Source organism: Streptomyces buecherae (genome assembly GCF_014295035.1).
GTDB classification, from domain to species: Bacteria; Actinomycetota; Actinomycetes; order Streptomycetales; family Streptomycetaceae; genus Streptomyces; species Streptomyces youssoufiensis.
In genome coordinates this window covers 5,788,438-5,814,996 of record NZ_CP060404.1, presented here as the reverse complement: position 1 = coordinate 5,814,996, position 26,559 = coordinate 5,788,438, and the positions used below count along the sequence as shown (strand labels likewise).

General features: G+C 71.5%; 27 protein-coding genes and 1 pseudogene. 9 read left to right on the top strand and 19 right to left on the bottom strand.

Translation table 11 applies throughout. The features are described 5' to 3' along the window. Positions 1-178: 178 nt before the first annotated feature. Positions 179-1,528, top strand: a complete 1,350-nt coding sequence (locus H7H31_RS22980; RefSeq protein ID WP_187061735.1) for a PTS transporter subunit EIIC — start codon at positions 179-181, stop codon at positions 1,526-1,528. A gap of 270 nt (positions 1,529-1,798) precedes the next feature. Here H7H31_RS22980 and H7H31_RS22975 read toward each other — a convergent pair whose 3' ends face one another. After that, positions 1,799-2,551, bottom strand: coding sequence for an MBL fold metallo-hydrolase (locus H7H31_RS22975; RefSeq protein WP_187061734.1), 753 nt, complete (start codon positions 2,549-2,551; stop codon positions 1,799-1,801). Between the two features lie 459 nt (positions 2,552-3,010). Here H7H31_RS22975 and H7H31_RS22970 point away from each other — a divergent pair, with 459 nt between their 5' ends. Next, positions 3,011-3,205 (top strand): hypothetical protein, encoded by a 195-nt coding sequence (locus H7H31_RS22970; RefSeq protein ID WP_187061733.1) that lies wholly within the window; start codon positions 3,011-3,013, stop codon positions 3,203-3,205. 125 nt (positions 3,206-3,330) lie between these two features. Here the strand turns inward: H7H31_RS22970 and H7H31_RS22965 are convergent, their stop codons facing one another. The 7 genes from H7H31_RS22965 to clpS all read right to left on the bottom strand — a co-directional run bounded on the left by H7H31_RS22965 (position 3,331) and on the right by clpS (position 9,015). Further along, a complete protein-coding gene (locus H7H31_RS22965; RefSeq protein ID WP_187061732.1) occupies positions 3,331-4,281 on the bottom strand; it encodes a PLP-dependent cysteine synthase family protein in 951 nt (316 codons plus the stop codon). Beyond that, positions 4,281-4,580, bottom strand: coding sequence for a MoaD/ThiS family protein (locus tag H7H31_RS22960; RefSeq protein ID WP_176161852.1), 300 nt, complete (start codon positions 4,578-4,580; stop codon positions 4,281-4,283). The genes H7H31_RS22965 and H7H31_RS22960 overlap by 1 nt, the downstream gene beginning before the upstream one ends. A gap of 104 nt (positions 4,581-4,684) precedes the next feature. Further along, positions 4,685-4,834 carry a putative leader peptide gene (locus H7H31_RS22955; RefSeq protein WP_176161853.1) on the bottom strand — a complete coding sequence of 50 codons (150 nt, stop codon included), beginning with the start codon at positions 4,832-4,834 and terminating at the stop codon, positions 4,685-4,687. A gap of 158 nt (positions 4,835-4,992) precedes the next feature. Further along, the gene (locus H7H31_RS22950) at positions 4,993-5,415 is read right to left on the bottom strand and encodes a Mov34/MPN/PAD-1 family protein (RefSeq protein WP_187061731.1); all 423 of its coding nucleotides are present in this window, start codon (positions 5,413-5,415) and stop codon (positions 4,993-4,995) included. 197 nt (positions 5,416-5,612) lie between these two features. Further along, positions 5,613-7,202: an amino acid permease gene (locus H7H31_RS22945; RefSeq protein WP_187062022.1), complete on the bottom strand. Its 1,590-nt coding sequence runs from the start codon at positions 7,200-7,202 to the stop codon at positions 5,613-5,615. Between the two features lie 926 nt (positions 7,203-8,128). Next, entirely contained in the window at positions 8,129-8,710 is a 582-nt protein-coding gene (locus tag H7H31_RS22940; protein ID WP_187062021.1) for a DUF2017 domain-containing protein, read from the bottom strand. Beyond that, on the bottom strand, positions 8,710-9,015 hold the full coding sequence (gene clpS / locus H7H31_RS22935; protein ID WP_176166091.1) for an ATP-dependent Clp protease adapter ClpS: 306 nt from the start codon (positions 9,013-9,015) through the stop codon (positions 8,710-8,712). Before clpS ends, H7H31_RS22940 begins: the two co-directional genes overlap by 1 nt. 245 nt (positions 9,016-9,260) lie before the next feature. Between clpS and H7H31_RS22930 the strand changes: the two genes are divergently transcribed. Continuing rightward, positions 9,261-10,589: a nicotinate phosphoribosyltransferase gene (locus tag H7H31_RS22930; RefSeq protein WP_187062025.1), complete on the top strand. Its 1,329-nt coding sequence runs from the start codon at positions 9,261-9,263 to the stop codon at positions 10,587-10,589. Between the two features lie 327 nt (positions 10,590-10,916). Then, positions 10,917-11,510 carry a nicotinamidase gene (locus H7H31_RS22925; RefSeq protein ID WP_187062020.1) on the top strand — a complete coding sequence of 198 codons (594 nt, stop codon included), beginning with the start codon at positions 10,917-10,919 and terminating at the stop codon, positions 11,508-11,510. Between the two features lie 141 nt (positions 11,511-11,651). Here the strand turns inward: H7H31_RS22925 and H7H31_RS34260 are convergent, their stop codons facing one another. From H7H31_RS34260 to H7H31_RS22910, 3 genes are all read right to left on the bottom strand, one after another. Next, positions 11,652-11,906 carry a hypothetical protein gene (locus H7H31_RS34260; RefSeq protein WP_372455968.1) on the bottom strand — a complete coding sequence of 85 codons (255 nt, stop codon included), beginning with the start codon at positions 11,904-11,906 and terminating at the stop codon, positions 11,652-11,654. Positions 11,907-12,257: 351 nt separating this feature from the next. Beyond that, positions 12,258-14,675, bottom strand: a complete 2,418-nt coding sequence (locus H7H31_RS22915; RefSeq protein WP_443728873.1) for an immune inhibitor A domain-containing protein — start codon at positions 14,673-14,675, stop codon at positions 12,258-12,260. A 246-nt stretch (positions 14,676-14,921) separates the two neighbouring features. Further along, positions 14,922-15,197 (bottom strand): hypothetical protein, encoded by a 276-nt coding sequence (locus H7H31_RS22910; protein WP_187062017.1) that lies wholly within the window; start codon positions 15,195-15,197, stop codon positions 14,922-14,924. Between the two features lie 610 nt (positions 15,198-15,807). Between H7H31_RS22910 and H7H31_RS22905 the strand changes: the two genes are divergently transcribed. After that, positions 15,808-16,083: a hypothetical protein gene (locus tag H7H31_RS22905; RefSeq protein WP_187062016.1), complete on the top strand. Its 276-nt coding sequence runs from the start codon at positions 15,808-15,810 to the stop codon at positions 16,081-16,083. A gap of 101 nt (positions 16,084-16,184) precedes the next feature. Here H7H31_RS22905 and H7H31_RS22900 read toward each other — a convergent pair whose 3' ends face one another. The 4 genes and pseudogenes from H7H31_RS22900 to H7H31_RS22885 all read right to left on the bottom strand — a co-directional run. Then, on the bottom strand, positions 16,185-16,724 hold the full coding sequence (locus H7H31_RS22900; protein ID WP_232110029.1) for an RDD family protein: 540 nt from the start codon (positions 16,722-16,724) through the stop codon (positions 16,185-16,187). 167 nt (positions 16,725-16,891) lie between these two features. Beyond that, entirely contained in the window at positions 16,892-17,788 is an 897-nt protein-coding gene (locus tag H7H31_RS22895; protein WP_187062015.1) for an RDD family protein, read from the bottom strand. Positions 17,789-17,903: 115 nt separating this feature from the next. Further along, the gene (locus tag H7H31_RS22890) at positions 17,904-18,647 is read right to left on the bottom strand and encodes an RDD family protein (RefSeq protein ID WP_232110028.1); all 744 of its coding nucleotides are present in this window, start codon (positions 18,645-18,647) and stop codon (positions 17,904-17,906) included. 1,060 nt (positions 18,648-19,707) lie between these two features. Continuing rightward, a pseudogene (locus H7H31_RS22885) lies at positions 19,708-19,788 on the bottom strand (DUF2510 domain-containing protein); the annotation flags it as partial. 356 nt (positions 19,789-20,144) lie between these two features. On the opposite strand from H7H31_RS22885, the gene H7H31_RS22880 reads away from it, so the two are divergent. Then, positions 20,145-20,624 (top strand): SsgA family sporulation/cell division regulator, encoded by a 480-nt coding sequence (locus H7H31_RS22880; RefSeq protein ID WP_176161864.1) that lies wholly within the window; start codon positions 20,145-20,147, stop codon positions 20,622-20,624. 17 nt (positions 20,625-20,641) lie between these two features. Here H7H31_RS22880 and H7H31_RS22875 read toward each other — a convergent pair whose 3' ends face one another. The 3 genes from H7H31_RS22875 to H7H31_RS22865 form a co-directional block, all read right to left on the bottom strand. After that, entirely contained in the window at positions 20,642-21,055 is a 414-nt protein-coding gene (locus H7H31_RS22875; protein WP_222625257.1) for a VOC family protein, read from the bottom strand. Between the two features lie 253 nt (positions 21,056-21,308). Further along, a complete protein-coding gene (locus tag H7H31_RS22870) occupies positions 21,309-21,581 on the bottom strand; it encodes a hypothetical protein (protein ID WP_187062837.1) in 273 nt (90 codons plus the stop codon). A gap of 222 nt (positions 21,582-21,803) precedes the next feature. Beyond that, the gene (locus H7H31_RS22865) at positions 21,804-23,171 is read right to left on the bottom strand and encodes an FAD-binding oxidoreductase (protein ID WP_187062836.1); all 1,368 of its coding nucleotides are present in this window, start codon (positions 23,169-23,171) and stop codon (positions 21,804-21,806) included. Between the two features lie 422 nt (positions 23,172-23,593). Here H7H31_RS22865 and H7H31_RS22860 point away from each other — a divergent pair, with 422 nt between their 5' ends. After that, complete coding sequence (locus H7H31_RS22860; RefSeq protein WP_176161867.1) at positions 23,594-23,884, top strand: hypothetical protein; 291 nt, start codon at positions 23,594-23,596, stop codon at positions 23,882-23,884. A 189-nt stretch (positions 23,885-24,073) separates the two neighbouring features. Here the strand turns inward: H7H31_RS22860 and hppD are convergent, their stop codons facing one another. Then, entirely contained in the window at positions 24,074-25,219 is a 1,146-nt protein-coding gene (gene hppD / locus H7H31_RS22855) for a 4-hydroxyphenylpyruvate dioxygenase (protein ID WP_187062835.1), read from the bottom strand. A gap of 208 nt (positions 25,220-25,427) precedes the next feature. Here hppD and H7H31_RS22850 point away from each other — a divergent pair, with 208 nt between their 5' ends. Further along, positions 25,428-25,895 carry an Lrp/AsnC family transcriptional regulator gene (locus H7H31_RS22850; RefSeq protein ID WP_176161869.1) on the top strand — a complete coding sequence of 156 codons (468 nt, stop codon included), beginning with the start codon at positions 25,428-25,430 and terminating at the stop codon, positions 25,893-25,895. 15 nt (positions 25,896-25,910) lie between these two features. Continuing rightward, positions 25,911-26,558: an ABC transporter permease gene (locus H7H31_RS22845; RefSeq protein WP_187062834.1), complete on the top strand. Its 648-nt coding sequence runs from the start codon at positions 25,911-25,913 to the stop codon at positions 26,556-26,558. The last annotated feature ends 1 nt before the right edge of the window (position 26,559 follow it).

Here is a 26,559-nt window from a genome sequence, read left to right as displayed (position 1 = left end):
AGTTGACCAAAGCCCCTCCCCACTGGACGGGGACCTGTCACTCTGGGTGGTCCAGTCCACTGAAAACTGGTGATTCCGTTCCAGGTAAGCCCGTGCTAAAAATGGTCTAAACCACTGAGGTGGATAAGCCAGGAAGCGGGCATTCCCCCTGAGAGCCCGCCTCACCAGGAGGAATCCCATGAGTACGGCCACCGCCAAGGCGGCCCCGGCGAAAAAGCGGGGCGCAGGCGCCATCCAGGGCATGCAGAAGATCGGCCGCAGCCTTCAGCTTCCGGTGGCCGCTCTGCCCGCCGCTGGCATTCTCAACCGGCTCGGCCAGGACGACGTCTTCGGCAAGGACGGGCTCGGCTGGAACAAGCTCGCCGAGATCTTCGCCCACGCGGGCAACTCGCTCTTCGACAACCTCGCGCTGCTGTTCTGCGTAGGTGTGGCGATCGGCTTCGCCAAGAAGGCCGACGGCACCACGGCGTTCGCCGCCCTCGTCGGCTTCCTCGTCTACAAGAACGTGCTGACCGGCTTCGTCAGCGACGTCACCGGCAAGCCGCAGGACCCGGGCGTGCTCGGCGGCATCGTGGTCGGCATCACCGCCGCCGTGCTGTGGGAGAAGTACCACCGCACCCGGCTCCCCGACTGGCTGGGCTTCTTCAGCGGTCGCCGCTTCATCCCGATCCTGATGTCCTTCGCGGGCCTGGGCTACGGCGTGATATTCGGCTACGCGTGGGCCCCGATCGGCGACGGCCTGAACAACTTCGCCGAGTGGCTCTCGGGCAACGGCTCGATCGGCTCCGGCATCTTCGGCCTGGTCAACCGACTGCTCATCCCGGTCGGCATGCACATGCTGCTGAACTCGTTCGCCTGGTTCCAGTTCGGTGACTACACGGCCTCCGACGGCAAGACGTACAACGGCGACATCGCGCGCTACTTCCACGACGACCCGTCGGCCGGAATGTTCATGACCGGCTTCTTCCCGATCATGATGTTCGCGCTGCCGGCCGCCGGTCTGGCCATCGCGCACTGCGCCCGCCCCGAGCGCCGCAAGGCCGTGATGGGCATGATGATCTCGATCTCGCTGACCGCGTTCGTCACCGGCGTCACCGAGCCGCTCGAGTTCTCCTTCATGTTCCTGGCCCCGGTCCTGTACGGCATCCACGCCGTCCTCACCGGTGTCTCCATGGCGCTGACCTGGGCGCTCGGCATCCGTAGCGGCTTCACCTTCTCCGGTGGCCTCTTCGACTACCTGCTCGGCTACTCGCACAGCGAGAAGGCGTGGTTGATCATCCCGATCGGCCTGGTCTTCGCGGCCATCTACTACACGGTCTTCCGCTTCGCGATCCTGAAGTTCAACATCCCGACCCCGGGTCGCGAGCCGGAGGACACCCTCGACGACGCCGCCGCCGAGGCGGCCGCCGAGGCCGCGGCCGAGGAGCGCAAGCAGGCCCGGAAGGCGGCCAAGACCGCCGAGCGCTCGGCGGAGGTGCCGGCGCAGGGCGCCGGCGAACCAGCGCCCGACGGCGAGAAGAAGCCGTAACGGCCGCGGCGCCCGCGCCGCACCAGCACCACACGAAGGTCCCCGCACCGCCGCCCGCGGTACGGGGACCTTCGTCGTCCTGCCTGGCTGTCTGCCTGCCCGTCTATCTGTCTTGCCTGGCTCGGCTGCCTTGCCTGGCGCGGCTGGCCCGGCTGCCTTGTCCGGCGCGGCTGGCCCGGCTGGCCCGCCTGGCCCGTTGTGGCGTGTGCCGCCGCCGGGACGCCCGGGCTCGGGCGCGTCGCCGGGGCACCCGGGCCCGGGCCGCGCGGCTCACACCTCGTACGTCGCGCCCGCCTTGGCCAGTTCCGCCGGGCCCTCGAAGACCGCCTGCGCGTCCCGCAGGTTGACCTGCGGGTCGGTCCACGGCGGGATGTGCGTGAGCAGCAGCCGGCCGACCCCCGCCCGCTCGGCGTGCTCGCCGGCCTGGCGGCCGTTGAGGTGCAGCTCGGGGATGTCCTCCTTGCCATGCGTGAACGCGGCCTCGCACAGGAAGAGGTCACAGCCGTCGGCCAGCTCGTGCAGCGCCTGGCAGGGGCCGGTGTCCCCGGAGTAGACGAGCGACCTGCCGCCGTACTCGACGCGGAACCCGAACGCCTCGACCGGGTGGCAGACCCGCGCCGTACGCACCGTGAAGGGGCCGACCGTGAAGGTGCCCGGCGTCAGCGTCCGGAAGTCGAAGACCTCCCCCATGCACTTCTCGTGCGGCACGTCGCCGTACGCGGTGACCAACCGCCGCTCGGTGCCCTCCGGCCCGTAGACGGGGATGGCACCGGCCCGCCCGCCGTCGAACCGGTAGTAACGCGCCACGAAGTAGCCGCACATGTCGACGCAGTGGTCGGCGTGCAGGTGCGAGAGCAGTACGGCGTCGAGGTCGTACAGACCGCAGTGGCGCTGCAGCTCGCCGAGGGCGCCGTTGCCCATGTCGAGCAGCAGCCGGTAGCCGTCGGCCTCGACGAGGTAGCTCGAACAGGCCGATTCCGCGGACGGGAACGACCCCGAGCATCCGACGACGGTGAGCTTCATGAAGCAGGAACCTCCTTGGGGGTACGCCGTGCCGGAGTTCCCAGCCCTCGGCGGGGGAACCTCAGGGGGCGGAGACCGGGGGGGTCATGCGGTGCCCACGAGCGTAAGGCGCGAAAGGGCTGGTCGCTCCCCGGCCAGCGCGCGTTGTGGGCGATGTCACCGGTACGAGGGCGCGGGTGTTCGATGGCCGGCGCCGGCGGCTTCCGGAGCCGGCCAACGCGGGCCCCGGACCGGCCGCGCGCCCCCCGTGGCCCGGGCCTCGCGCGCCCGTTCGGAACCGGCGCGTACGGCCGGCATCCCGTTCCCCGGCCGTGCGGGTGTTCGGCACAGCGCGTCATGCCGGGCTCGCTTGCGGCCGTCTGGTACGGGTGGTGCGATCGACGTCCCGGGCGGGCCGCGACCGTGACGCGGAAGGGTTCGCTGACGCGGGGTGGGACGGCGGAGGCGAAGGGAGGCGGGATGGGGTTCTCGTGGTGGCCCGGGGTGGCCGTGGTGCTGGCGCTCGCGCTGGTCGCCGCCGTCAGCGACGGCCTCGGCCGGGTGTGGGTGCGGCGCCGGCCGCGCCGCCCCGGCCGGCCGGAACGCGAACGGCCCGGCCGACGGGGGTCGACCGGGCGCGAGGGGGACGGCGGGGCCGGGGCCGAGGACGAGTAGGCCGCCGGCCAGGCAGGGGGCGCGGCGTTCGCCCGCGCGCAGGCCGGGCGGCGGCCGGGGTCAGGTCCTGAGGCCGGCGGCCCGGCGGCGGCCGGGGGGCTGCCCTGGCCGCCGCCGGTGTGCCGTCAGGCCCAGAGCTGGCCCTGGAGGGTGGCGATGGCCTCCTCCGTGGTGGCCGCCGTGTAGACGCCGGTGGACAGGTACTTCCAGCCGCCGTCGGCGACGACGAACACGATGTCGGCACTGTCACCGGCGTGCTCGGCCTTGCGGGCGACGCCGAGCGCGGCGTGCAGGGCCGCGCCCGTGGAGATGCCGGCGAAGATGCCCTCCTCGGCGAGGAGTTCGCGGGTGCGGCGCACCGCGTCCTCGCTGCCCACCGAGAACCGGGTGGTGAGCACGGACTCGTCGTACAGCTCGGGGACGAAGCCCTCCTCCAGGTTGCGCAGCCCGTAGACGAGGTCGTCGTAGCGCGGCTCGGCCGCCACGATCCGCACGTCGGGGACCTGCTCGCGCAGGTAGCGGCCGACGCCCATCAGGGTGCCGGTGGTGCCGAGCCCCGCGACGAAGTGGGTGATCGAGGGGAGGTCGGCGAGGATCTCGGGGCCGGTGGTGGCGTAGTGGGCGCCCGCGTTGTCCGGGTTGCCGTACTGGTAGAGCATGACCCAGTCGGGGTGCTCGGCGGCCAGTTCCTTGGCCACGCGCACGGCGGTGTTCGAGCCGCCGGCGGCCGGCGAGGAGATGATCTCCGCGCCCCACATGGCCAGCAGTTGGCGACGCTCCTCGCTGGTGTTCTCCGGCATGACGCACACGATGCGGTAGCCCTTGAGCTTGGCCGCCATGGCGAGCGAGATGCCGGTGTTGCCCGAGGTGGGCTCCAGGATGGTGCAGCCCGGGGTCAACCGGCCGCTCTTCTCGGCCTGTTCGACCATGTGGAGCGCGGGCCGGTCCTTGATCGAACCCGTCGGGTTGCGGTCCTCCAGCTTGGCCCAGACCCGCACGTCGGCGGAGGGTGAGAGGCGGGCGAGCCGCACCAGCGGGGTGTTGCCGATGGCGGCCAGCGGGCTGTCGTACCGCATCAGGCCGCGTCGTTCCGGCTGGGGGCGCCGCCGGCGACGGCGGGCAGGATGGTGATGCTGTCGCCGTCCTTGAGGGACGTCTTGATGCCGCCGAGGAACCGCACGTCCTCGTCGTTCAGGTAGACGTTGACGAAGCGGCGCAGCTCGCCGCTGTCCTCCACCAGGCGCGCGCGGATGCCCGGGTGCCGCGTCTCGAGGTCGGTGAAGAGCGCTTCGATGGTGTCCCCGCTGCCTTCGACCTTCTTCTGGTCGTCGGTGTAGGTGCGGAGGATGGTCGGGATGCGGACCTCGATGGCCATGGCTGAGCTCCTGTCGGAGTGCGAAGGTGCGGAATGTCGACTGATCGGCACGCGGCTGCGCGTGGACGTACGGCGCGGTGTGCGGGCGGGCGTGGCCGCGAGGGTCAGGCGGCGGCGCGCCGCGGACAGATGGCGCTGGCGAGGCGGCACAGATCGACGTGCAGCCGCGCGACGAGCAGGGAGCCCGGCGGCGTGGCGGGGTGCGCGCGGGTCACCCCCCGGCGGGTCGCGGCGTTCACGTCATGGACAACCATGCGCTCATCGTATCGATTCCCGCTCGCGCTCCGGATAGCCCGTCTTGGCTGGTGGACTCCCGCGTTGCGCCATGTGAGACGCGGGGTGGCCGCGCGGCCCCGCCGCCGGTGCCGGACACGGCGGCCGTGGGCCGCGCGACGGCCCGCCCGCGCGGGCCTCAGTACGCCTCGACGACGCGCACGTCCTCCTCGGTGACCACGCCGTCCACGATGCGGAACGAGCGGAACTGGAAGGGGCCGGCGTCGTCGGTGTGGGCGGTGGAGACGAGCACGTAGTGGGCGCCCGGCTCGTTCGCGTACGAGATGTCCGTACGGGACGGGTAAGCCTCGGTCGCGGTGTGCGAGTGGTAGATGATCACGGGCACCTCGTCGCGGTCGTCGAGGTCGCGGTAGAGCGCCAGCAGGTCGCCGGAGTCGAACTCGTAGAACGTGGGCGAGCGGGCCGCGTTGAGCATCGGGATGAACCGCTCGGGCCGGTCGCTGCCCTCCGGGCCCGCGACCACGCCGCACGCCTCGTCGGGGTGGTCGGCGCGCGCGTGGGCGACGATCTGGTCGTGGAGGGCCTGGGTGATGGTCAGCATGGCGACAGCATAAGGAGGCCCGCGCGGGGGCCCGGGGCGGGGCGTGGGCCCGGCGGGCGGCCCGCGCGGGGGCGGGACGAGGCGGGGGTGGAACGAGGCGGGGCCCGGCCCGTATCCGCGTGCGCGGGTACGGGCCGGGCCCGGGTGCGGCGCGGGGCCGCGGGTGCGCCCGGTGGGCGCGTCGAGCGGGTGCTGCCTCAGTCCTTGTCGCGGGTGGCGTCCCCGTCGCCCGGTGCGGGCTCGTCGGACCCCTTGGCCGCGCCACCGTCGGCGGACCCGGTGGTGGCCGGGGCGGACTTCTGCGTGACCACGGGCGACTCGCTGTCGCCCCAGTCCGCGTTGGCCGCGGCCATCGAGTAGTCCTTGCGGGCGAACGCCTGCGGGTTGCGGTTCTTTATGACGAAGTAGCCGATGGTCAGCAGCACGGCCCAGATCGGCGCCGCGTAGAGCGAGACCCGGGCGTCCTCGTCGAAGCCCATCAGGACGATGACCATCCCGATGAAGCACAGCGCGAAGATGCTGGTGTACGGGGCGCCGGGGGCCCGGAACGTGGACTTCGGCAGCTCGCCCCGGTTGGCCTTGGCCCGGTAGCGGAGCTGCGAGAACAGGATCATGATCCAGGCCCACATGCCGGAGATGGTCGCGAAGGAGACGACGTAGTCGAACGCCTTCGACGGCCACTCGTAGTTGATCCAGACGCCGACCATCATGAGCGCGGCCGAGACGCTGGTGCCGAACAGCGGCAGGCCGTTCTTGGTGAGCCGGGTGAAGATCTGCGGGCCCTGACCGTTGAGCGCCAGGTCGCGCAGCATGCGGCCGGTGGAGTACATGCCGGAGTTACACGAGGACAGCGCCGCGGTGAGCACCACGAAGTTCACGATGCCCGCGCCCGCCGGGAGGCCGATCTTCTGGAAGGCGGCCACGAAGGGGCTGGTGTCCGGCGCGAACTCGGTCCAGCTCACCACCGAGAGAATGATGATGAGGGCGCCGAGGTAGAAGACGGCGATGCGCCACGGCACGGTGTTGATGGCCTTGGGCAGGGTCTTCTTGGGGTTGACCGACTCGCCCGCCGTGACGCCGACGAGTTCGACGGCGAGGAAGGCGAACATCACGATCTGCAGGGTCATCAGCGTGCCGTCGATGCCCTTGGGGAAGAAGCCGCCGTCGTCCCACAGGTGGGTGAAGGAGGCCGTGTCGCCGGCGTCGGAGAAGCCGATGGTGATCACGCCGAGGCCGATCAGGATCATGCCGAGAATGGCGGTGACCTTGATCATGGAGAACCAGAACTCAAGCTCGCCGAAGAGTTTCACCGAGATGAGGTTGGCGCCGAAGAGAATGACCGTGAAGATCAGTGCGGACACCCATTGCGGAATGTCACTCCACCAGTACTGCATGTATTTGGCCGCGGCGGTGACTTCCGTGATGCCGGTGACGACCCAGAAGAGCCAGTAGGTCCAGCCGGTCACAAAGCCGAAGAAGGGGCCCAGGAACTCCCGGGCGTACTCAGAGAAGCTGCCGGAAACGGGGCGATACATGAGCAACTCGCCCAGCGCCCGCATGATGAAGAAGATGACAAGACCAGCGACGGCATAGGCGAGGATGAGGCTGGGGCCAGCCTTGGTGATCGCCTTTCCGGCACCGAGGAAGAGCCCCGTGCCAATGGCGCCACCGATGGCGATCATCTGAATCTGTCGGGCTCCCAGTCCTCGCTGGTAGCCCTCGTCGGTCGCGACCCCTGTGGCCTCGCTGCCGTCGTCGTTCCGCGTGTCGACCTGCGCTGAGGTCATAAGTGGTGCGCCTTTCTCCATACCGATCCGGATTGTCCGGATCGGGTCCCGATCCCCCCGGATGGAGTCCTGCACGCCGACGATCGGTCGGCACAGCGCTCCCGCCGCGACATGGGTGGCGTCGCGGACGGCAGGTCGTGAAGATTTACCACGAGCCGACCTGAGATCAGTAGAGACGAACGCGACGCAGGTCACGAAAAAAATAGGACAAACCACGGATCAGTGTTCGATAACCACCAGCGCGGTGATGGGATCGTTATGCGGATTTGAGCCTTCGTTGAGCGAACCACAAGTCGCGATCTATCCGGATATGGCGACCGCTCCGCCGCTCCCACCGCGAGGCCGTTCGAGGAACCAAGATCACCCGGACAGCGGTCCCGCGCGCCGCCCGGTGACCGGAAGCCCCGCCTCCCACGGCCGGAAGCCTCGCCTCCAGCGGCCGGAGGCCCTCGTTCCAGCGCCCGGAAGTCCTGCTTCCGGCGACCGGCCAGCCGCCTCGCGGACGTCGCGCCGCCCGCCGGAGGGTTCGCCTCCGGTGCGCTTCGGCGACCGCCCGGCCGCGCTCCGACCGACCCACCGCCAGCCTCGTCGCGGGCCGCGTCCCAGCTCAGACCGTACGCCACCGCGAGCGCCGACGGCGCGAGCCGGTGGCCGGGAGCCCCGGCGGGCGCTCTGGTCGGCCCCCGCGACACCCCCGTCGTACACGCGCCGCCGCACCATCATCACCGGTGCGCCACCCCGCGCCCACGGTTGGGTCGCACGTCACGCCACCGTCACACCGCCACCACACCCCGCCCCGGAAGCCGGGGCGCGCCGAACGTACGCACCGCGGGCCACGGGCGTGGCGCCCGAGGACCGGACGGCGTGCGGCGGCCCACGGACGGCGGCCTACGCGGTGGGGGATGCCCCTCGGGCGCGTCCGTCGACTACGGCATCAGCGTTTCGATGAGGGACTCCTGCATTCCGCCCAGCCACAGGTAGGCCATCACCATGGGCTTGCGGGGGTCGGAGTCGGGCAGGGTGTACAGCTCGCTGGCTTCCTCGTCGTCGTCGGAGACCTCGAGCCGGGCCCCGATGGCGAGCCGCAGGTCGTTGAGGGCGCCGAGCCACTGCCGGGAGGAGTCCGGGCCCAGTTCGAGCACCGCGCCGCCGGAGCCCAGCGCGTCCAGGCTGCGGACCATCGCCAGCGCGTCGTCCCGCTTGCGCGCCCGCAGGTCGTTCTCCGTGAAGCGGCGGAACTCGGCCGCGGCGGCCCGCGTTCGCTCGTCGTCGGCCGCCCCGGGGCCGCCGTACGCGTCGGGGAAGAGCCGGGCGAGCGCCGGGTCGGACGGCGGGCTGCTCGGGCCGTCGGTGAAGAGCGCGGCCAGCGGGTCGTCGTCCGCCGCCGCCTCGCCGGGCCCGATCAGTTCGAGGAGTTGGACGGCGAGGCTGCGCAGGATGGAGATCTCCACCTCGTCCAGCGCGACGGCGGCGCCGCCGCCGGGCAGCGCCTCGAAGTGCCCGGCCATCAGCGGTCCTGCTGGAGGGTCGCCCACAGGCCGTAGCCGTGCATGGCCTGCACGTCGCGTTCCATCTCCTCGCGGCTCCCGCTGGAGACGATCGCGCGGCCCTTGTGGTGGACGTCCATCATCAACCGGTGTGCCTTGTCCTTGGGATAGCCGAAGTAACTCTGGAAGACGTACGTCACGTAACTCATGAGGTTCACCGGGTCGTTGTGGACCACGGTCACCCAGGGCACGTCCGGTTCGGGCACCTCGACGGGCGCCTCGCTCGCGTCGGGCCGCTCGATCTCGGTGGGGGCCACGCTGAGCAGCGGATGCGGCACGGTGCGTGCGACAGCGGGTGGACAGGGATGGGCGCTCACCCGTCCATGCTGCCACCCGGCGTGGCCTGGCGCACAAACGGCCCTAGAAATCGTCACTCTGACGAATAATGGAGGTAGCATCCCCCCAACCGCTTCACCCGAGACGCGGGGTCCACCCCGCCGTGACCGCTGGGAACGCCATGAACGCCAAGAACGCCCCGACCACCGCGCACACCGCGGCCGGCGGGAACGCGATGAACACCGCGGACCTTGGGCTGCCGGTCGACGTGCCCTCCACCGCGCTCTTCACCGACCGGTACGAGTTCACCATGTTGCAGGCGGCGCTGCGGGGCGGCACCGCGGGGCGCCGTTCGGTCTTCGAGGTCTTCACCCGGCGGCTGCCCGAGGGCCGGCGCTACGGCGTGCTCGCGGGCACCGGGCGCGTCCTGGACGCCGTGGCGAACTTCCGCTTCGACAGCGGCATCCTCGGCTTCCTCTCCGACCAGCGGATCGTGGACGAGACCACGCTGAACTGGCTGGCCGACTACCGCTTCTCCGGCGACATCCATGGCTACCCCGAGGGCGAGGTCTACTTCCCCGGCTCGCCCCTGATGCGCGTCGAGGGCACCTTCGGCGAGGCCGTGCTGCTTGAGACGGTGATCCTGTCCATCCTCAACCACGACTCGGCCGTCGCCGCCGCCGCGTCCCGGATGGCCGTCGCGGCCGGTGGCCGCCCGCTGATCGAGATGGGCGCCCGCCGCACCCACGAGCTGGGGGCCGTCGCCGCGGCCCGGGCCGCCTACGTCGGCGGCTTCGCGACCACCTCCGACCTGGCCGCCGGCTTCCGCTACAACATCCCGACCGTGGGCACCAGCGCGCACGCCTTCACGCTGCTGCACGACAGCGAACGGGACGCGTTCACCGCGCAGGTCGCCGCGCTCGGCAGCGGCACCACGTTGCTGGTGGACACCTACGACGTGGCCGAGGCGGTGCGCACCGCCGTCGAGATCGCCGGCCCGGAGCTGGGCGCCGTGCGCATCGACTCCGGGGACCTGCTCCTGCTGGCCCACCGGGTGCGCCAGCAACTCGACGACCTCGGCGCTCACCAGACCAAGATCGTGGTGACCAGCGACCTGGACGAGTACGCCATCGCCTCGCTGGCCGCGGCCCCGGTGGACGCGTACGGGGTCGGCACCCAGTTGGTCACCGGCAGCGGCCACCCGACCTGCTCGATGGTCTACAAGCTGGTCGCCCGGGCCGCCTCCGACGACCCCGCGGCGCCGCTGGTCCCGGTCGCGAAGAAGTCCATGGGCGGCAAGACCTCCATCGGCGGGCGCAAGTGGGCCGCCCGCCGCCTGGACGCGGAGGGCGTGGCCGAGGCGGAGGTCGTGGGCTCCGGCCCGGTGCCGCCGGAGCTGGCGGACCGGCAGCTCCAGGTGGAGCTGGTACGCGCCGGCGAGGTCGTCGCCCGCGAGCCGCTCGACGCGGCCCGCGACCGGCACACCGCGGCCCGCGCCGGCCTGCCCCTGTCGGCGACCCAGCTCTCCCGTGGCGAGCCGGTGCTGCCGACCGAGTACGCCTGAGCGGGCCGAGTACGCCCGAGCGGGCCGCCAGCCGTCGCCGGGCCCGGCCGGCTGGCCGGGCCGCCGGGCAGACAGGCAGCCGGGCAGACAGGCAGCCGGGCAACCAGCCAGACAGCGGACCAGCCAGACAGCCAGCGGACCCTCACTCGTCACGGGGGTGGTCGGCGCCCACACGTGTGACGGGCGGTGCGCCCGGGAAGACCAGGGGCGCGCCCGCCGTCCGCGGCACACGTACTCCCGTGCGACCCGTTCGGTGTCTACCCTCGGTTACACCGGATCGGGGCGCACACCGATCCCTACCTCGTCCCCATCCGGAAGGCACGCGCCATGTACCGGGCACTGATCGTCATCGACGTGCAGAACGACTTTTGCGAGGGCGGCAGCCTCGCCGTCCAGGGCGGTTCCGACGTCGCCGCCGCCATCACGGACCTGATCGGTCAGGCCGCCCCCGGCTACCGGCACATCGTGGCGACCCGCGATTACCACATAGACCCGGGCGACCACTTCTCCGACCACCCCGACTACGAGCACTCCTGGCCGGTGCACTGCCTGGCGGGCACCGAGGGCAGCGGCTTCCACCCCAACTTCGCGCCGGCCGTCGCCGCCGGGTCGCTGGACACGGTCTTCGACAAGGGCGCCTACTCGGCGGCCTACAGCGGCTTCGAGGGCGCCGACGAGAACGGCACGCCGCTGGAGCGCTGGCTGCGGGAGCGCGAGGTGAGCGAGGTGGACGTGGTCGGCATCGCCACCGACCACTGCGTACGGGCCACGGCCCTGGACGCCCGCCGCGCCGGCTTCGAGACGCACGTGCTGCTCGACCTGACGGCGGGCGTGGCCGAGCACACCACGGAGCGGGCGCTGAAGGAGATGCGCGCGGCCTCGGTGCGGCTGACCGGCACGCCGGTGCTCCGCTCGGCCTGACCCGCCCAGCCCGACCCGCTCCGCCGCCGCTTGGACCCGGCCCGGGCTCCGGTCACATCGCCGCGCCTGCCGCCTCGCACCCGCAGGCGTACCCGCACCCGCACCCGCACCCGCATGCGTACCCGCTGACAAAGACGCAGGTCAGGCGGATGCGGCGGGTGAGCGCAGCGTGCTGCGCAGCAGTGCGCGGATCGGGTGCCAGGACTCGGTGTCGTCGTCGGGGGCGGCCCGCCAGACCAGCCCGTCGGGGTGGTGCAGCACGGCCGTGATCTCGTCCGGGGTCGGGGGTTCCGCGTTGCCCCGCAGGTAGACCGCGCGCAGGCCGAGGTTGCGCAGCCGGGTCAGGGCGCGCTGCCGGTTCGCGGCGTGCACCAGGATGCGGATGCGCGGGCCCATGGCGGCGGTGCCGCTGAGCGCCCCGGTGCGAATGAACGCGCTTTCTGTCTCAGCCGCCGCAGCGGCCTCGGTGGGCCCACCGATCACTCCGGAACCGCCACCGCCGGCCGTGTACGTACCGTGACCCAGCGTGCCGCCGGGGCCCGCGCCCATCGGCCGACCGAACGGGCTGGGCAGCGAAACCGCCACCACCACATCGCCCCCCGGAAGCTTGGTGAATCCACCGCCTGCCATGCTCTCGATCGCCCCCTGAGACGTCGCGTCAACAAGAATCTCGTAGGGGCATCTAAACGCGAATCGGCCGCCGCCCGCTAGGGGCGACGGCCGATACCTCTGTGACCTGCGACTATGTCACTTCCGGCCGGAAGGACCGACGCGGAGGGTCATCGTGGACCCGTCCCACGCCTCGTGCAGGATCCTGATCTGGGTGTTGGTGTCAGGAACCTTAACGCCACCGGTCGGGTTGGTGTCGTACCAGTAGGTGCCCTTGCGGTCGTCGAAGACGGACACGCCGCGCTTCGACGGCACCCGCGTGGCCTTGCCGTCCTTGTGGACGGTGTAGCCATCGGTGCGGAAGTGGCTGAAGGTGGAGTCGTACGCCTGGAAGCGGTTGCGCATCAGGGTGCCGTCCGACCACTTCTCGGGCTTGGCGTGCGCGTCGACCGGCAGGATCTGACCCGAGCCCGGGTGCGCGCTCACGTTGTTGTCGGGCGTCGCGGTGTCCCACAGCCAGATCAACAGGCCGTTCTGGTACGGGTAGTGCTCGACCCAGTCCGGCCGGGTGGAGGTCCAACCGTAGTTGTACGGGCCGACCTTGAGGGTCTTGTCGTAGCTGACGTACTGGCGGTTCTCCGCGATGTAGTACTGCGGGTAGTCCTTGGTGAAGGACTCGCCGATGCGCGAGAAGCCCTTGCTGGTCCAGCCGTTGTCGTCGCCCTCGGCGCCGTCCTGGAACAGCGGCTTGCCGTCGGCCGTCACGCTGATCTCGTCGGCCGCGAAGCCGTTCTGCGCGGCGCCGCCGTCGGTCTGGTAGCGGAAGCGCACGTCGATCTTCTGGCCCGCGTAGGCGTCCAGCGGGTACGAGAGCTTCTTGTACGCGCCCGAAATCCCGTGCAGCGCCGGCTTGTTGCCGCCGTCGCGCGGGATCTGCTTGCCGTCGGCCGTGCCGTCGACGGGCGTCCAGTTGGCGCCGCCGTCGGTGGAGACCTCCGCGTAGAGGTAGTCGTAGTTCTCCTCGATGTCCCACCAACCCTGGAGGTCGAGGGACGCCTTGGCCTTGCCGGTCAGGTCAACCGGGCGGGCCAGGGTGTTCTTGAGGTCGTTGCCCATGCCGCTCCACCACTGCTTGGTGCCGGCGGCGGGCTTCACGATCTTGGTGGTGCTGGACTTGGCGGGCAGCTCGACCAGGAGCGCCTGCTTGTCCTTGGTGTTGTACTCGGCCACGCCCAGCTTGTGCGTGGAGCGCGTGGCGGCCTTGGCCTGGTCGTAGTTGAGCCAGCCGAGCTGGAGCTTGTCCCAGGCGTTCATGTCGCCGGGCAGGTCACCGATGGTGTCCTTGCCCTCGCCGAGCCAGGAGCCGGTGGACATCAACGACCAGAAGGCGACCGAGGACTCGGCCCGGTTCGTGGTGTCGTACTCGTCCGGCAGGCCGAGGTCGTGGCCGTACTCGTGGGCGAAGACGCCGAGTCCGCCGTTCTCCGGCTGCATCGTGTAGTCGCCGACCCAGATGCCGGTGCCGCCGATCTGCGCGCCGCCGGCCCTGTTGCCCTCCGGGCCCGTCTTGCCGGCGTCGGTGCCGTACGCGTACCAGCGGTGCGCCCACAGCGCGTCCTCGCCCTGCACGCCGCCGCCGGCCGACTCGTCCTCGCCCGCGTGGACGATCTGGAAGTGGTCGATGTAACCGTCGGACTCGTTGAAGTTGCCGTCACCGTCGAAGTCGTAGCGGTCCCACTGGTCGTACTTGGCCAGGTCCGCCTTGATCTGCGCGTCGGTGCGGCCGGCGGCCTTCTGGTCCTCGGCCCACCGGGTCACGCCGTCGCGGATCAGGTCCCAGGCGTTGGAGCAGTTGGTGTCGCCGCAGTAGTTGGAGCCGTAGCGGGCCTCGTTGTAGTCGACCTTGACCCAGTCGGAGACCTCGCCCTCGACCGAGTAGCGGCCCGAGGACTGCTTCTCGTAGTACTTCTTGAGCGATTCCTTGTTCTTCGCCTTCGAGAAGTACAGGTCCTCGAAGTGCTTGCGGTTGTAGTCCGCCTTCCAGGCCGTGCTGTTGTCCTTGGCACGGTCCGGCTTGGCTATCTGGTTGTGCGCGGGGCCGGGGTCGCCGCCGTACTTCTTGACTGGGGGCTGCGGACCGTCCGGGCCGTCGGGGTCGTACGTGGTCTCGTTGTCGACCTTGTCGCCGAACTCGACCAGGATCGTGAAGATCTTGTCGGTCTTCTCCCGGCCCAACTCGACGTACTTGCCCCGGTCGAGCTTGACCACCTGGGACGCGCCACGGCGTTCGGCCTTGGCCTCCCCGGAAATGACCTGGCGCAGCGCGTCCTCGCGCTGCGCCTCCTGCTGCTCGCTGAACGGGCCTGCCAGGTCGTGCTCGACGTGCTTGCGCGGTGCGGCGGGGTCGTTGCTCGCCGCTTCCGTCGCCGCCGCGGGGGCGGGGGCGCTGCTACGGTCGTCGGCCTGGGCCACGCCCACCGAGAGCGCGCCGGCTCCGAGTGCGCCGATGACCGTGGCGATGGCGATGGGTCTCATCGCCCTCCGTTGACTTTTCACCTGAGTACTGCCTCCCCAGTCAAGATGAGTGTCGCTATTTGACCGGAGTTAGTGCAGAAAAGACAGACCTTGACTTGGACACGCCAGCCCAGTACGTTTTTTGCTTTTCACGCTCCGCATAGCGAACGGCTGGGCGGCGTATACCGCGAGGCTCCCCGGGGCTGATGACGGTCGCGGCACGTGCCCGCGAACGGCGCACCGTTGGCGCGCGGGGCGCCGCCCCGCGCGGAGGCCGGGTGCGGGACGCTAGCGGTCGGCCGGGGTCGGGCTGGGAAGCGGTGAACGCCGGACGGAGGCGGACGGCGACTCGGTGGACTCGGGCGCCAACTCCTCGATCGCGTCCTGACATTCCGCCGGATAGGCCACGTCACGCGCGATCATGACCGACACCGTCTGCCGCACCCCCTGGTCCGGCAACTCCTTGTCTCCCGTCCCCTCATCCCGCACCCACTTCTCCCGCACGGACTCCTCCCGCGCGTACTCGATCTCGCTCGCGATCTCGACGCACTGCGCGTACGACAAGGGCGCGTTCGTGGGCGCCGGCCGCGACCGCGGCCCCTCGGGCACACCCGGCCGGGCCGCCAAAATGATTCCGGCGGCAGCGGCCAACACGGCGACGTTTCCCAGTACATGACGCACGACGGGTCAGCTTCCTTCACACTTGGCACGGTGACTGCCATATCTGATCAGAAATGCGCAGCCCGCGTGGTGGCAGCGTGGAATCGGCTGACTACCTGGCTGAACCTCGACGCTCCGACGTCCACGGCGTCCCTCCTTCCGCCGGCCTACGAGGCGGAGTTGACCAGAGGCGCGCGCTCGGCGCGCGAACCCGGCAGCGGAGCGGAGTGGTGGATCGCAGGGCTGGCGACCGCTGCGCCCGTGACGCGGACCGCGCAGCGCCCCCACCCGGCGCCCACGCCCCACACCCCACTGTCAACCGGCGCGCTGGGACCGGATGTTGTGTGGCCGGATGATTCCGTGCGCCCCTTGTGCACCGGCACCGTGGGTTAGGTCACGCTTACTGGAAGTCCGTCTGGGGCATTCAGCACCGTAGGGTTTTTCCGTCGACATACCCGCGTGACGCTTGCCCCCAAAGCTCCCCCATATCGTCTTCTTGAGGACGGATATTGCCATGCCGCGTCCGACCCCAGCCCAGCTTGTCTACGGTTCGGCGACCGTCGTCTTATCGACCCTCGCCATGCTGCTGCTCTCCGAGGTGCGATCAGGAACGGGTGTGGCGGTCATCGCGGTGGCCGGCCTCGCCCTCGGGCTGCTCGTCGCCGTGACCGTGCCGATCCCCCGGGCCACCCCGGCGCCGTCGAGCCGCGGCGCGGACTCCTCACCCGTCACCCGGCTCCCGCTCCGCCGCACCGAACCACGGGCCACCGAGCACACCCTGCGGAGCTGATCTCAGAGCCAGACACCCAGCCGGACACGGCGAAGCCGGCCCGTTCTTCCGGGCCGGCTTCGCCGTGTCTGACGTGGGGACGCGTACGGGGGGCGGTGTGGTCAGCGCGCCTCGACGACCACGGTCTTGGCCACCTTGTCGTGCAGGCACTGCCGGAAGGGCTTGTCCCACAGCTGCCACAACGAGTCGAGCAGCCAGAACAGCGTGCCCAGGAGGATGGGTTGGGCGATGCCGGGCAGGGCGTACACCGCGGCCCGCGACCAGCCCTTGCCGCGCGGGATGTCGCCGTCGGCCAGCACGGCCACCCGGATGCGGGCCGCCTTCTTGCCGAGCGTCTGGCCGTCGTGGGCGAGCATGGCGCCCTCGTAGCCGAAGTAGACGATGAACGTGATGACGGCGCTGATCGCGGTCTTGCCGATGTCCGGGTCGTTCGGGTCGTCCATCGCGGACTGCAACGCGCCCGTGGCGGCGAGCGCCAGCGTCCAGATGACGCCGAGGATCAACGTGTCGAGCAGCCGGGCCACGAACCGTTGGCCCGACGTGGCCAGCGGAGCCATTCCGGCGGGGACACCGGGGGGCTGCGTCATGGGGTACGGGGAGTGTGGCGGCCCGTACGGGGGCGGCGGCTGGTTGGCGCTCATGCCCCGATTACATCAGCGTGCGCCGCGCGCGCCCAGATCGGGCCCGGGAATACCCCCCGGGTCGTTACCCATCGGCAATCTGTGTCGGCGCCAGCCCACCCCGTGGCCGGCCCGGTCGGGGCCGCCGGGCCCGGTGTGACGGTCGGGGTACGGGGCGGCGCCCCGGCTCATTCGGTCGAGACCACGACGGTCTTGGCCACCTTGTCGTGCAGGCACTGCCGGTACGGCCGGTCCCAGGTGCACCACAGGATGTTGACCAGCCAGAAGAGGAAGCCGCAACACGGCACGATCTGTGGCAGCGCGTAGGTTCCCGCCCGGAACCAGCCTGGTTGACCCGTCGGATTCGCGCCATTGTCGAGCATCGCCACCCGCAGCTTCATCAGCTTCTTGCCGACGGTCTGGCCGCGCGTGGTGAGCATCAGCCCCTCGTAGACGAAGTACACCAGCGCGAAGACGATCTGCGTCGCCGACGACTTGCCCGTGTCGTCGGGGTCGGTGGGGTCGTAGCCGCCGAACGACAGGAGCATGATCACGCTGACCGGGATGGCGACGATGAGCCCGTCGACGATCCTGGCGACCAGCCGCCGCCCGAGCCCACCCAGCGGCGGCATGCCGGCCAGCGGATCGGCGGCCCCACCGTAGGGGTCGCCGCCGTAGGGATCGCCGCCGTACGGGGGCACGCCACCGTACCCGCCACCAGGCTGGTCCCCGTACGGGCCGCCGTAGGGCCCGCCGTACGGGGAGCCGCCGCCCGGCGAGCCGTTGTACGGGCCGCCGCCGGGCGGGCCGCCCTGGCCGCCCTGTGCGCCCTGCGCGCCCTCGCCGGGCCAGCCGCCGGGCTGGCTCGCGGCGGACCCGGGGTGGGCCGCGTCGAACGGGCCCGGGGCGCCCCCGCCGGGCTGGCCCATGCCCGGAGCGCCCGGGCCGGGCTGGTCGCCCGAGCCGGCCGCTGGGCCGGCCGCGCCCGCGCCGGGTTGGCCCGGGGGTGGCTGCGGCGCCTTGCGCAGCGGGTCGTCGTCCTGCGGCGGCTCGCCGGAGCCGGGCTGGGGCTGGTCGGTGCTCATGGCCCGAGTCGAACCCGGCGGCAGGCCCGGCGCATCCGGCGAGCGCCGTTCGGGCGACCCGGCTGGCCCGTCCGAGCGGGCGAACCACCGCGCGCGCCAGCCGCGACCGAACGGGCTACTCCCGGCCCGAGGCCACGAACGTACGCGCCGCCTTGTCGTGCCAGCACTGCCGCCACGGCCGGTCGAACAGGCACCACACCACGTTCACCAGGCCGATGACCAGCAGCCCGAGCACCCCGTACACCAACCACCGGCGCAGCGCGGCGCCGAGGGTCGGGGTGTCGTGGTCCTCGATGTCGAGCACCCGCACCCCGCACAGCTTCTTGCCCAGCGTGCGGCCCCACTTGGCGGTGGGCAGCGCCTCGTAGACCACGCCGAGCAGCAGCAGCGCCGCGAGGGCCAGGGCCAGGTAGCCGCCGGTGGTGCCGTCGAGCAGGTAGACGGTGACGGTCTCGCCGGTCTGCTTGGCCTCCTCTACCTTCTCGTCGATGTGGTCCTTGGCCCGCGTCCACAGCGGCAGCACGACGGCGCCGACGAGCCCGCAGAGCACCAGCGTGTCGACGAGCCGGGCGGTCAGCCGCCGGCCGAGCCCGGCCGGCCGGCCCTGTGCCTGGGCCGCGCTCAGGAACGGGTTGTCGACCGGGGGCTTCCACGGGATGACGTCGTCGATCGAGCCGGCGCGCGCGCCGTCGGGGCCGGCCGGCTGGGCGAGGTCGTGTACGCGCTGTGCCCAGTCGGCCTGGCCGGCGCCGAGGCCCGGCGCGGCGAGGGCGGGCGCGGGAGCGGGGGCCGGCTGCGCCGGGCCGGGCGCCGGGGCGCGGAGTGGGGCGCCCTGGGTCGGGATCTGGGTGCCCGGCACCGGCTGGGGGTGGGCGCCCTGGTGCGGCACGGCCTGTGCGGGCGGGGGCGTGGTGGCCGGCGCAGGCGTGGTGGCCGGCTGGGCAGGGGGCGTTGGCGCGCGCGGGGCCCGCCTGGACCTGCCCCGCGCGCGCCTGTACGTCGCTGCCCCGCGCGTCACCGCCACGGCCCTGCGCGCGGATGGTCAGCGTGCCGTCCCGGCCGCCGGGGGTGGCGGGGCCGGCGGGGGGCGCGTCCTCCGACTGGCCCTGGCCGCCGCCCGGTTCGGCGCCCTGCCGCTCGCGGCGCAGCGCCCGGATGGTGAGCGTGCCGTCGCCGCTGGCCCGTGGCGCGGCGCCCTCCGCCCCGGCAACCCCGGGCTGGCCGGGGACGGCGTCGGCGGGGGCCGGCTCGGTGGGCGCGGCGCCCTGGCGCGGTACGACGGGGGTGCCGCCCGCCGGGAGGGCCGCGCGGGGCGCGGCGCCGGCGTCGAGTTCGCGGCCCCGCGCCTGCGGGGGCTCGACCGCCGCCGTGGGGTCGGGCACCGTGGGGCCGGGGGCGCCGGGCCCGGGTGCCGGGGCCGGCGCGATGCCGGTCGGCGGGACCACGCGCGGGTCGCCCGGACCGTCGCCCCAGGCCGGCACGGAGCCGGGGCGGCCGGCCGGGGCGTCGTCGGCGCCCCAGGACACGCGCTGGTCCGCATCGCCCCCGAAGCCCACCTGCCGCGAGGTGTCGGCGTACCAACCGCCGCCCGGCGCGGGGCCGCCGTCCGGTGGCTGCTGCGGGTCGTGCCAGGGCACGGCGTCGGCGGGTCGGGTGGCGCCCTGGGTGCGCACGCCCACCTCGCCGCGCGGGCGCAGTTCGGGCAGCGCGCCGCCCGGGCCGCCGGCGTCCGGCTGTTCGTCGAAGAAGACCGGCCCCGTCTGGTCGGGGACCGCGCCCGCCTGTTGGGTGGTGTCGATCGGCGGCTGCTCGGTCGGGGCGAGCTGCGGGCCCTGGCCGTCGGCGTCGGGCGGCGGGGCGGGGACGGCCTCCCCCTCGCCGGGGGCGGGCCGGCTGGTGCCGGGCACCCAGGCGGCGCCGTTCCAGTAGCGGATGTAGCCGGGAATGGACGGGTCAGGGTAGTAGCCCTGCGTGGGGCCGCTGTCGCCGGGCACGCTCATGGTCTCCGATGTCCCGTATCTGCTCGGCCGCCTGGGCCGTGCTGTCTGTGCGGTGGGTGGCGCTACGCAGTCTGCCGCACCGGCGTGGCGCGGTGAACAGGCGCTCCGCGACCTTCTGGGCTGGCCGCACGGCCCCGCAGCGGCCCCCAGGTCTACCAGAAGGCCCCCCGCGCCGCGCCCCGCAATACCCACTGACCACCCGCACGCGGGCGGGTTCAGAAAAAATTCCGACTGAATGTGGGAACTCGCGTAATGGTGCGGGGGGTAGCGCGCTCTAACCCATGCGGGTCGCCACGCGGCGGCCCGTGGTCCACGCAACCAAGCCAACGCAACGCAGAGCAGAGAGGGCGCACCGCATGCACACCGTGGTGGAACGAGAACTGGAACTGAACCTGGTGCTGTCTCCCGAGCGCAGCATCCCCGTCCCGGCCAAGCTGGTCTACCGCACGGACGAGCCGTACGCCGTGCACATCACCTTCCACGTCGGCTCCGACTCCCCCGTCAACTGGACGTTCGCGCGCGAGTTGCTCGTCGAGGGGGTGTTTCGCCCGTGCGGGCAGGGCGACGTGCGCGTGTGGCCGACCAAGGTGGACGGGCGCAGCGTGGTGTGCATGGCGCTCAGCTCGCCGGACGGGGACGCGCTCCTGGAGGCGTCGGCGCCGATCGTCTCGGCCTGGCTGGAGCGGACGCTGCGGGCCGTGGCGCCGGGGTCGGAGAGCGAACGGCTCGGGATCGACGACGCGCTGAGCGAGTTGCTGACGCCGACCCCGGGCGACGACTGGTGGCTGCACGGCCCGTGGCCCTCCGACGAGTCGCCGGAGGGCCACGGGGCGTAGGGGTGCGGGTGCGAAGGTCAGCTCCCGGGCCCCTCGCTGACCGTGAGGAACTCGATGGCGTGCCCGTCGGGGTCGTCCACGTACAGGCCGCGCCCGCCGGAGCGGTGGTTGAGCTGCCGCGGCCCCTGGTGTCCCGGGTCCGACCAGTAGGGCAGGTCGCTCTCCCGGACGCGGGCGTAGATCCCGTCGAACTCCTCCTCGGAGACGAGGAACGCCAGGTGCTGCATGACGATCTGGTCGGGCTGGACGATGAAGTCCGCGTAGTCGATCGTCAGGCCGCCCTCGACGGGCACGGCGACGAAGGGACCGAACGGCTCGGGGTCGGGGGCGCCGAGCAGGTGGGTGAGGAAGCGGGCGGAAGCGGTGCTGTCGGTGCTGTGCATGATGGTGTGGTCAAGGCGCGCCGGCACGATGCCTCCTACGGTGCTCATTTCCCGGCTGGAGCTGGGTCGTTGACCCTCTTCGACGGTATGCCGGTGGCCACCGCACGGGAATCGGACCTTCGCCGTACGACCCGCGTCCCGCGACTCACGGGCCTTCGGCGGAGGTGCCGGGCGAGGGCGTACGACTCCGGACCGGGCCGGGTCCTCGCGGAAGGGGCGCGGGGCGCCGAGGACCGTCGCGGACAGGCAAAAGCCCAGTACTCACACCGCGGTGAGCACTGGGCTTCAGCAGTACGCGAGATCAGTCGCGGTCGAGGTGCGCCAGGAACTTGTTGTGCTTGACGTTGTTCTGGGTGTTGTTGTGGGTCTGGTTGTGCACCTTGGTGTTGATGTCGTCGAAGACGGTCGGAGCGTTCACCTTGGTGGTGTGGTTCACGTCGTCGATCTTGGTGACGACCTTGGTGCGCTCGGAGTCGCCGGTGATGATGTCGGCCGAGGCCGTGCTCATGGCGCCGGCGCCGGCGACGAGGGCCGCAGCGGTGGCGGTGGTGGCGAGAATCTGACGAATGCGCATTTTCTGCTCCTCATGCGAGGCGTTGACAGAACCAGACCAACTAAACAGCCGCGAGCGCCTACGGCCGCACATGACACCACTTATCTCGCGAATTGGCCCCAAATGGACCATAGTTGGGATAGTCCGCTGGTCGGGACAACGGCCCGGACGCCACCGGGCGCAGCGCGCGTCACAGAGCGGACGAGCGGACGCACCGGGCCGGGTGCGCGCACGGCAGGCGGATCAGAAGAGCTTGCCGGGGTTGAGCAGGCCCAGCGGGTCGAAGACGGCCTTGACCCCGCGCTGCAACTCAAGCCCCACGGGGCCGAGTTCGCGAGCCAGCCACTCCTTCTTCAGCAGGCCGACGCCATGCTCGCCGGTGATCGTGCCACCGAGTTCCAGACCGAGGGCCATGATCTCGTCGAAGGACTCGCGGGCCCGTCGGGCCTCGTCGGCGTCGGCGGGGTCGAAGCAGACGACCGGGTGGGTGTTGCCGTCTCCGGCGTGCGCGCTCAGGCCGATGGTGAGGTTGTGCTTGTCGGCGATGGCGGCCGTTCCGTCGATCATGTCGGCCAGTCGCGACCGGGGCACGCACACGTCGTCGATCATCGTCGCGGACTTGAGGGCCTCAAGGGCGGGCAGCGCCTGGCGCCGGGCCTGGAGCAGCAGCTCCGACTCGGCGGCGTCCTCGGCGGGCACCACCTCGGTGGCCCCGGCCTCGGCGCAGATCCGGCCCACGGCGGCGAGGTCCGGGCCGGGGTCGGGGGTGTCGAACGCGGCGAGCAGCAGCGCCTCGGTGGATTCGGGCAGGCCCATGTGGGTCAGCGCGTTCACGGCGCGGACACTGGTGCGGTCCATCAGCTCCAGCAGCGCGGGCGCGTGCCCGCGCTCCATGATCGCGCAGACCGCGTCACAGGCCGCGGCAGCCGAGGGGAACTCGGCGGCCAGCGCCCGTTGTTCCGGCGGTGCCGGCCGCAGCCCCAGCACCGCGCGTACGACGATCCCGAGGCTGCCCTCGGAGCCGACGAAGAGCCTCGTCAGGTCGTACCCCGCGACGCCCTTGGCGGTGCGGCGACCGGTGCTCAGCAGCCGCCCGTCGGCGAGCACCACGTCGAGGCCGAGCACGTATTCGGCGGTCACCCCGTACTTCACGCAGCACAGCCCGCCGGAGGCGGTGCCGATGTTGCCGCCGATGGTGCACTGCTCCCAGCTTGAGGGGTCGGGCGGGTAGTACAGGCCCCGCTCGGCGACGGCGCGGGAGAGGACGGCGTTCACGACGCCGGGTTCGACGACGGCGATCCGGTCCACGGCGCTGATCTCCAGGATGCGGTCCATCTTGGTCAGCGAGAGCACGATGCTGCCGTCGGACGCGTTGGCCGCGCCGGACAGGCCCGTGCGCGCGCCCTGGGGGACGACCGGGACGCGCAGGGCGGTCGCGGTCCGCATGACGTGCTGGACCTGTTCGACGGTGCGCGGCAGGACGACGGCGGCGGGGCTGCCCGCCGCGCAGAAGCTCGCCATGTCGTTGGCGTACGAGCGGGTGATGCCGGGGTCGGTGAGCACCGCTTCGGCGGGCAGTCCTGCGCGCAGTCGCGCCACGAGAGCGTTCATACGTCCAGCCTGGCACCGGTGCCGCCGGGGCGGAAGGTGCCCACTCCGGCCGCGCCGCCGGCCGCCCCACCAGCGGCCGGGCGGCCGAGGGCCCGGGGTGACGACACGCGGGCGAGGCCGGGACCGGGTGGCGGGGGCGCCCGTCCGGGGCGGAACCGGGCCGGGGCGGCCAGGGGTACGAGCCATCGACAACCGGGGCAAGCGGCCCAGAGGGCGTGGTCCGTACGGAAAGGACACAGACCCGCACGTATACGCGGGAGGAGCGAAAAGGTCACGCTGCCGCACCCACTTGGCGGTCAGAAACGGTGCGATGGGATGAACGATCGTCCTTGCCGACAACCGGCAGCGAGGAGCGCAGTTAGTGACTGTGCTGGCGCCTCCACGGCGCCTAGTGCCCAACGCATACCAAGGAAGGTCACCTCATGAACACCAAGAAGGTGCTCGCGGGCTCGATGCTCAGCCTCGCCGCCGCTGGCTTCGCCGTCACCCCGGCGACGGCCGCCGAGGCCGAGGACACCGGCCGCTTCGAGCAGAACATCCAGATCATCGACGATCTGTGCCCGACTGTTCAGGACATCGACGTCCTGGTCATCGAGGTGCTGGACGAGGCCCGCACCAACCAGTGCAACACGATCCACGACAAGGCGGCGCAGATCGACAACTCGGACGCCCCGGGTCTGCCGATCGGGCTGCTGGGCTCCGCCGTCAACTAACAGCGCTGAGCCGCCAGCGCTGTTTCCTGGAGATTTCCTCCAGGCAGAACGGCCCCTGGGTTCCGTGGCCCTCCTCCACGGGCCTTGGGGCCTTCTCCGTGCCCGGGCCCCCCGCGGGGGGCCCGGGCCTTTGCCTGTCCGCGCGCACGGCGGGCGGCGGGCCGGCCCGTGGGAGGCCGGCCACGGGGCTCAGAGGTTGCCGCGGCGCTCCTGCTCGCGCTCGATCGCCTCGAAGAGGGCCTTGAAGTTGCCCTTGCCGAAGCCCATCGAGCCGTGGCGCTCGATCATCTCGAAGAACACGGTCGGCCGGTCCTGCACGGGCTTGGTGAAGATCTGCAGCAGGTAGCCGTCCTCGTCGCGGTCCGCGAGGATCTTCAGCTCGCGCAGCGTCTCGATCGGCACCCGGGTCTCGCCGACCCACTCGCCGAGCGTGTCGTAGTACGAGTCGGGGGTGTCCAGGAACTGGACCCCCGCCGCGCGCATGGCCCGTACGGTGGAGACGATGTCGTTGGTGGCCAGCGCGATGTGCTGCACGCCCGGGCCGCCGTAGAACTCCAGGTACTCGTCGATCTGCGACTTCTTCTTCGCGATCGCCGGCTCGTTGAGCGGGAACTTCACCTTGCGGGTGCCGTCCGCGACGACCTTGGACATGAGCGCGGAGTACTCGGTGGCGATGTCGTCGCCCACGAACTCCTTCATGTTGGTGAAGCCCATGACCTTGTTGTAGAAGCCGACCCACTCGTCCATCTTGCCGAGCTCGACGTTGCCCACGCAGTGGTCGATGGCCTGGAAGGTGCGCTTGGCCGGCGGCTCCACGATGGGGTTGGCGGCGACGAAACCGGGCAGGTAGGGACCGTCGTAGCCGGAGCGCTCGACGAGCGTGTGGCGGGTCTTGCCGTAGGTGGCGATGGCGGCCAGGACGACGGTGCCGTGGTCGTCCTTCACCTCGTGCGGCTCTTCCAGGCCGGTGGCGCCGTGCTCCAGGGCGTAGGCGTACGCCGCCCGGGCGTCCGGGACCTCGATGGCGAGGTCGATGACGCCGTCACCGTGCTCGGCGACGTGCTCGGCGAGGAAGCGCCCGCGGTCGGTGGTGGGCTTGATGACGGAGGTCAGCACGAATCGGGCGCCGCCCGACACCAGCACGTAACTGGCGGTCTCGCGGCTGCCGTTCTCCGGTCCGGAGTAGGCGACGAGCTTCATGCCGAAAGCCGTCGCGTAGTAGTGGGCGGCCTGCTTGGCGTTGCCGACGGCGAAGACGACCGCGTCCATTCCCTTGACCGGGAAGGGGTCGGCCTGCCTGGCCGTCTCGGGGGACTGATCGATGGTCTCTGTCATAGCCGCAGACTCCCTCCGATCCACAAGGTGCGCAATAGTTTGTGCATCTCCTGGACAACTTGACTAGCAGTTCCAGAGTTCCGCCGGACGATCTGTACAGGATGACCATCACGGAGGTGGCCGGGTCGCATGGGCATAAGACGGGGCGCACGAGCCGCGGAACGCGGATACGCGGAACGCGGAGACGCAACAGGCGGGGGAGGCTGTCATGGGGATTGACCGACTGGACGGTCGGCTGATCGAACTGCTCGCCGAGGAGCCGCGGATCGGCGTCCTCGAGGCGTCGCGCCGACTCGGCGTGGCGCGCGGCACGGCGCAGGCGCGCCTTGACCGGTTGCAGGCGGCCGGCGTGATCCGCGGGTTCGGGCCGCAGGTGGACCCGGCGGCGCTCGGCTATCCGGTGACGGCGTTCGCGACGCTGGAGATCAAACAGGGGCAGGGCGCGGACGTCCGCAGCCACCTCCAGACGGTGCCCGAGGTGCTGGAGCTGCACACCACGACCGGCCACGGCGACATGCTGTGCCGCCTGGTGGCACGCTCCAACGCCGATCTCCAACGGGTGATCGACCGGGTTGTGGGCTTTGATGGCATCGTGCGGGCCTCGACGGCGATCGTGATGGAGAACCCCGTCCCGCTCCGGATCATCCCGCTGGTGAAGCAGGCGGCCGATGACTGACCGAGGAGAGACGCGATGAGCTTTTGGGAGTACGTCGGCAACCGGCGCACCCAGTTACTGCTGGACACCTACCAGCACGCCAGCGCCGTCTTCCAGTGCATGGTGGCCGCCACGGTCCTCGGGGTGCTGCTGGGCGTCCTCACCTACCGCAGCGAGTGGGCCGGGAACCTCGCCATCACCGTCACGGCGACCATCCTCACCGTGCCGTCCCTGGCCATGATCGGCCTGCTCATCCCGATCACCGGGCTCGGCGTCGCGCCGACGGTGACCGCGCTGGTCCTCTACGGGCTGCTGCCCATCGTGCGCAACGCGATCGTGGGGCTGCGCGGCGTGGACCCCGACCTGGTGGACGCCGCGAGGGGGCTCGGCATGTCCCGGCTGTCCCGGCTGGTGCGGGTCGAGCTGCCCCTGGCCTGGCCGCCCATCCTGACCGGCATCCGGGTCTCCACGCAGATGCTGATGGGCATCGCCGCGATCGCCGCGTACGCCTCCGGGCCCGGCCTCGGGAACGAGATCTTCCGCGGCATCTCCTCGCTCGGCAGCGCCAACGCGGTCAACAAGGTCATGGCCGGGACGCTGGGCATCGTGCTGCTCGCGCTGGTCTTCGACGCCGTGTACGTGCTCATCGGACGCCTGACCATTCCCAGGGGGATTCGTGCCTGAC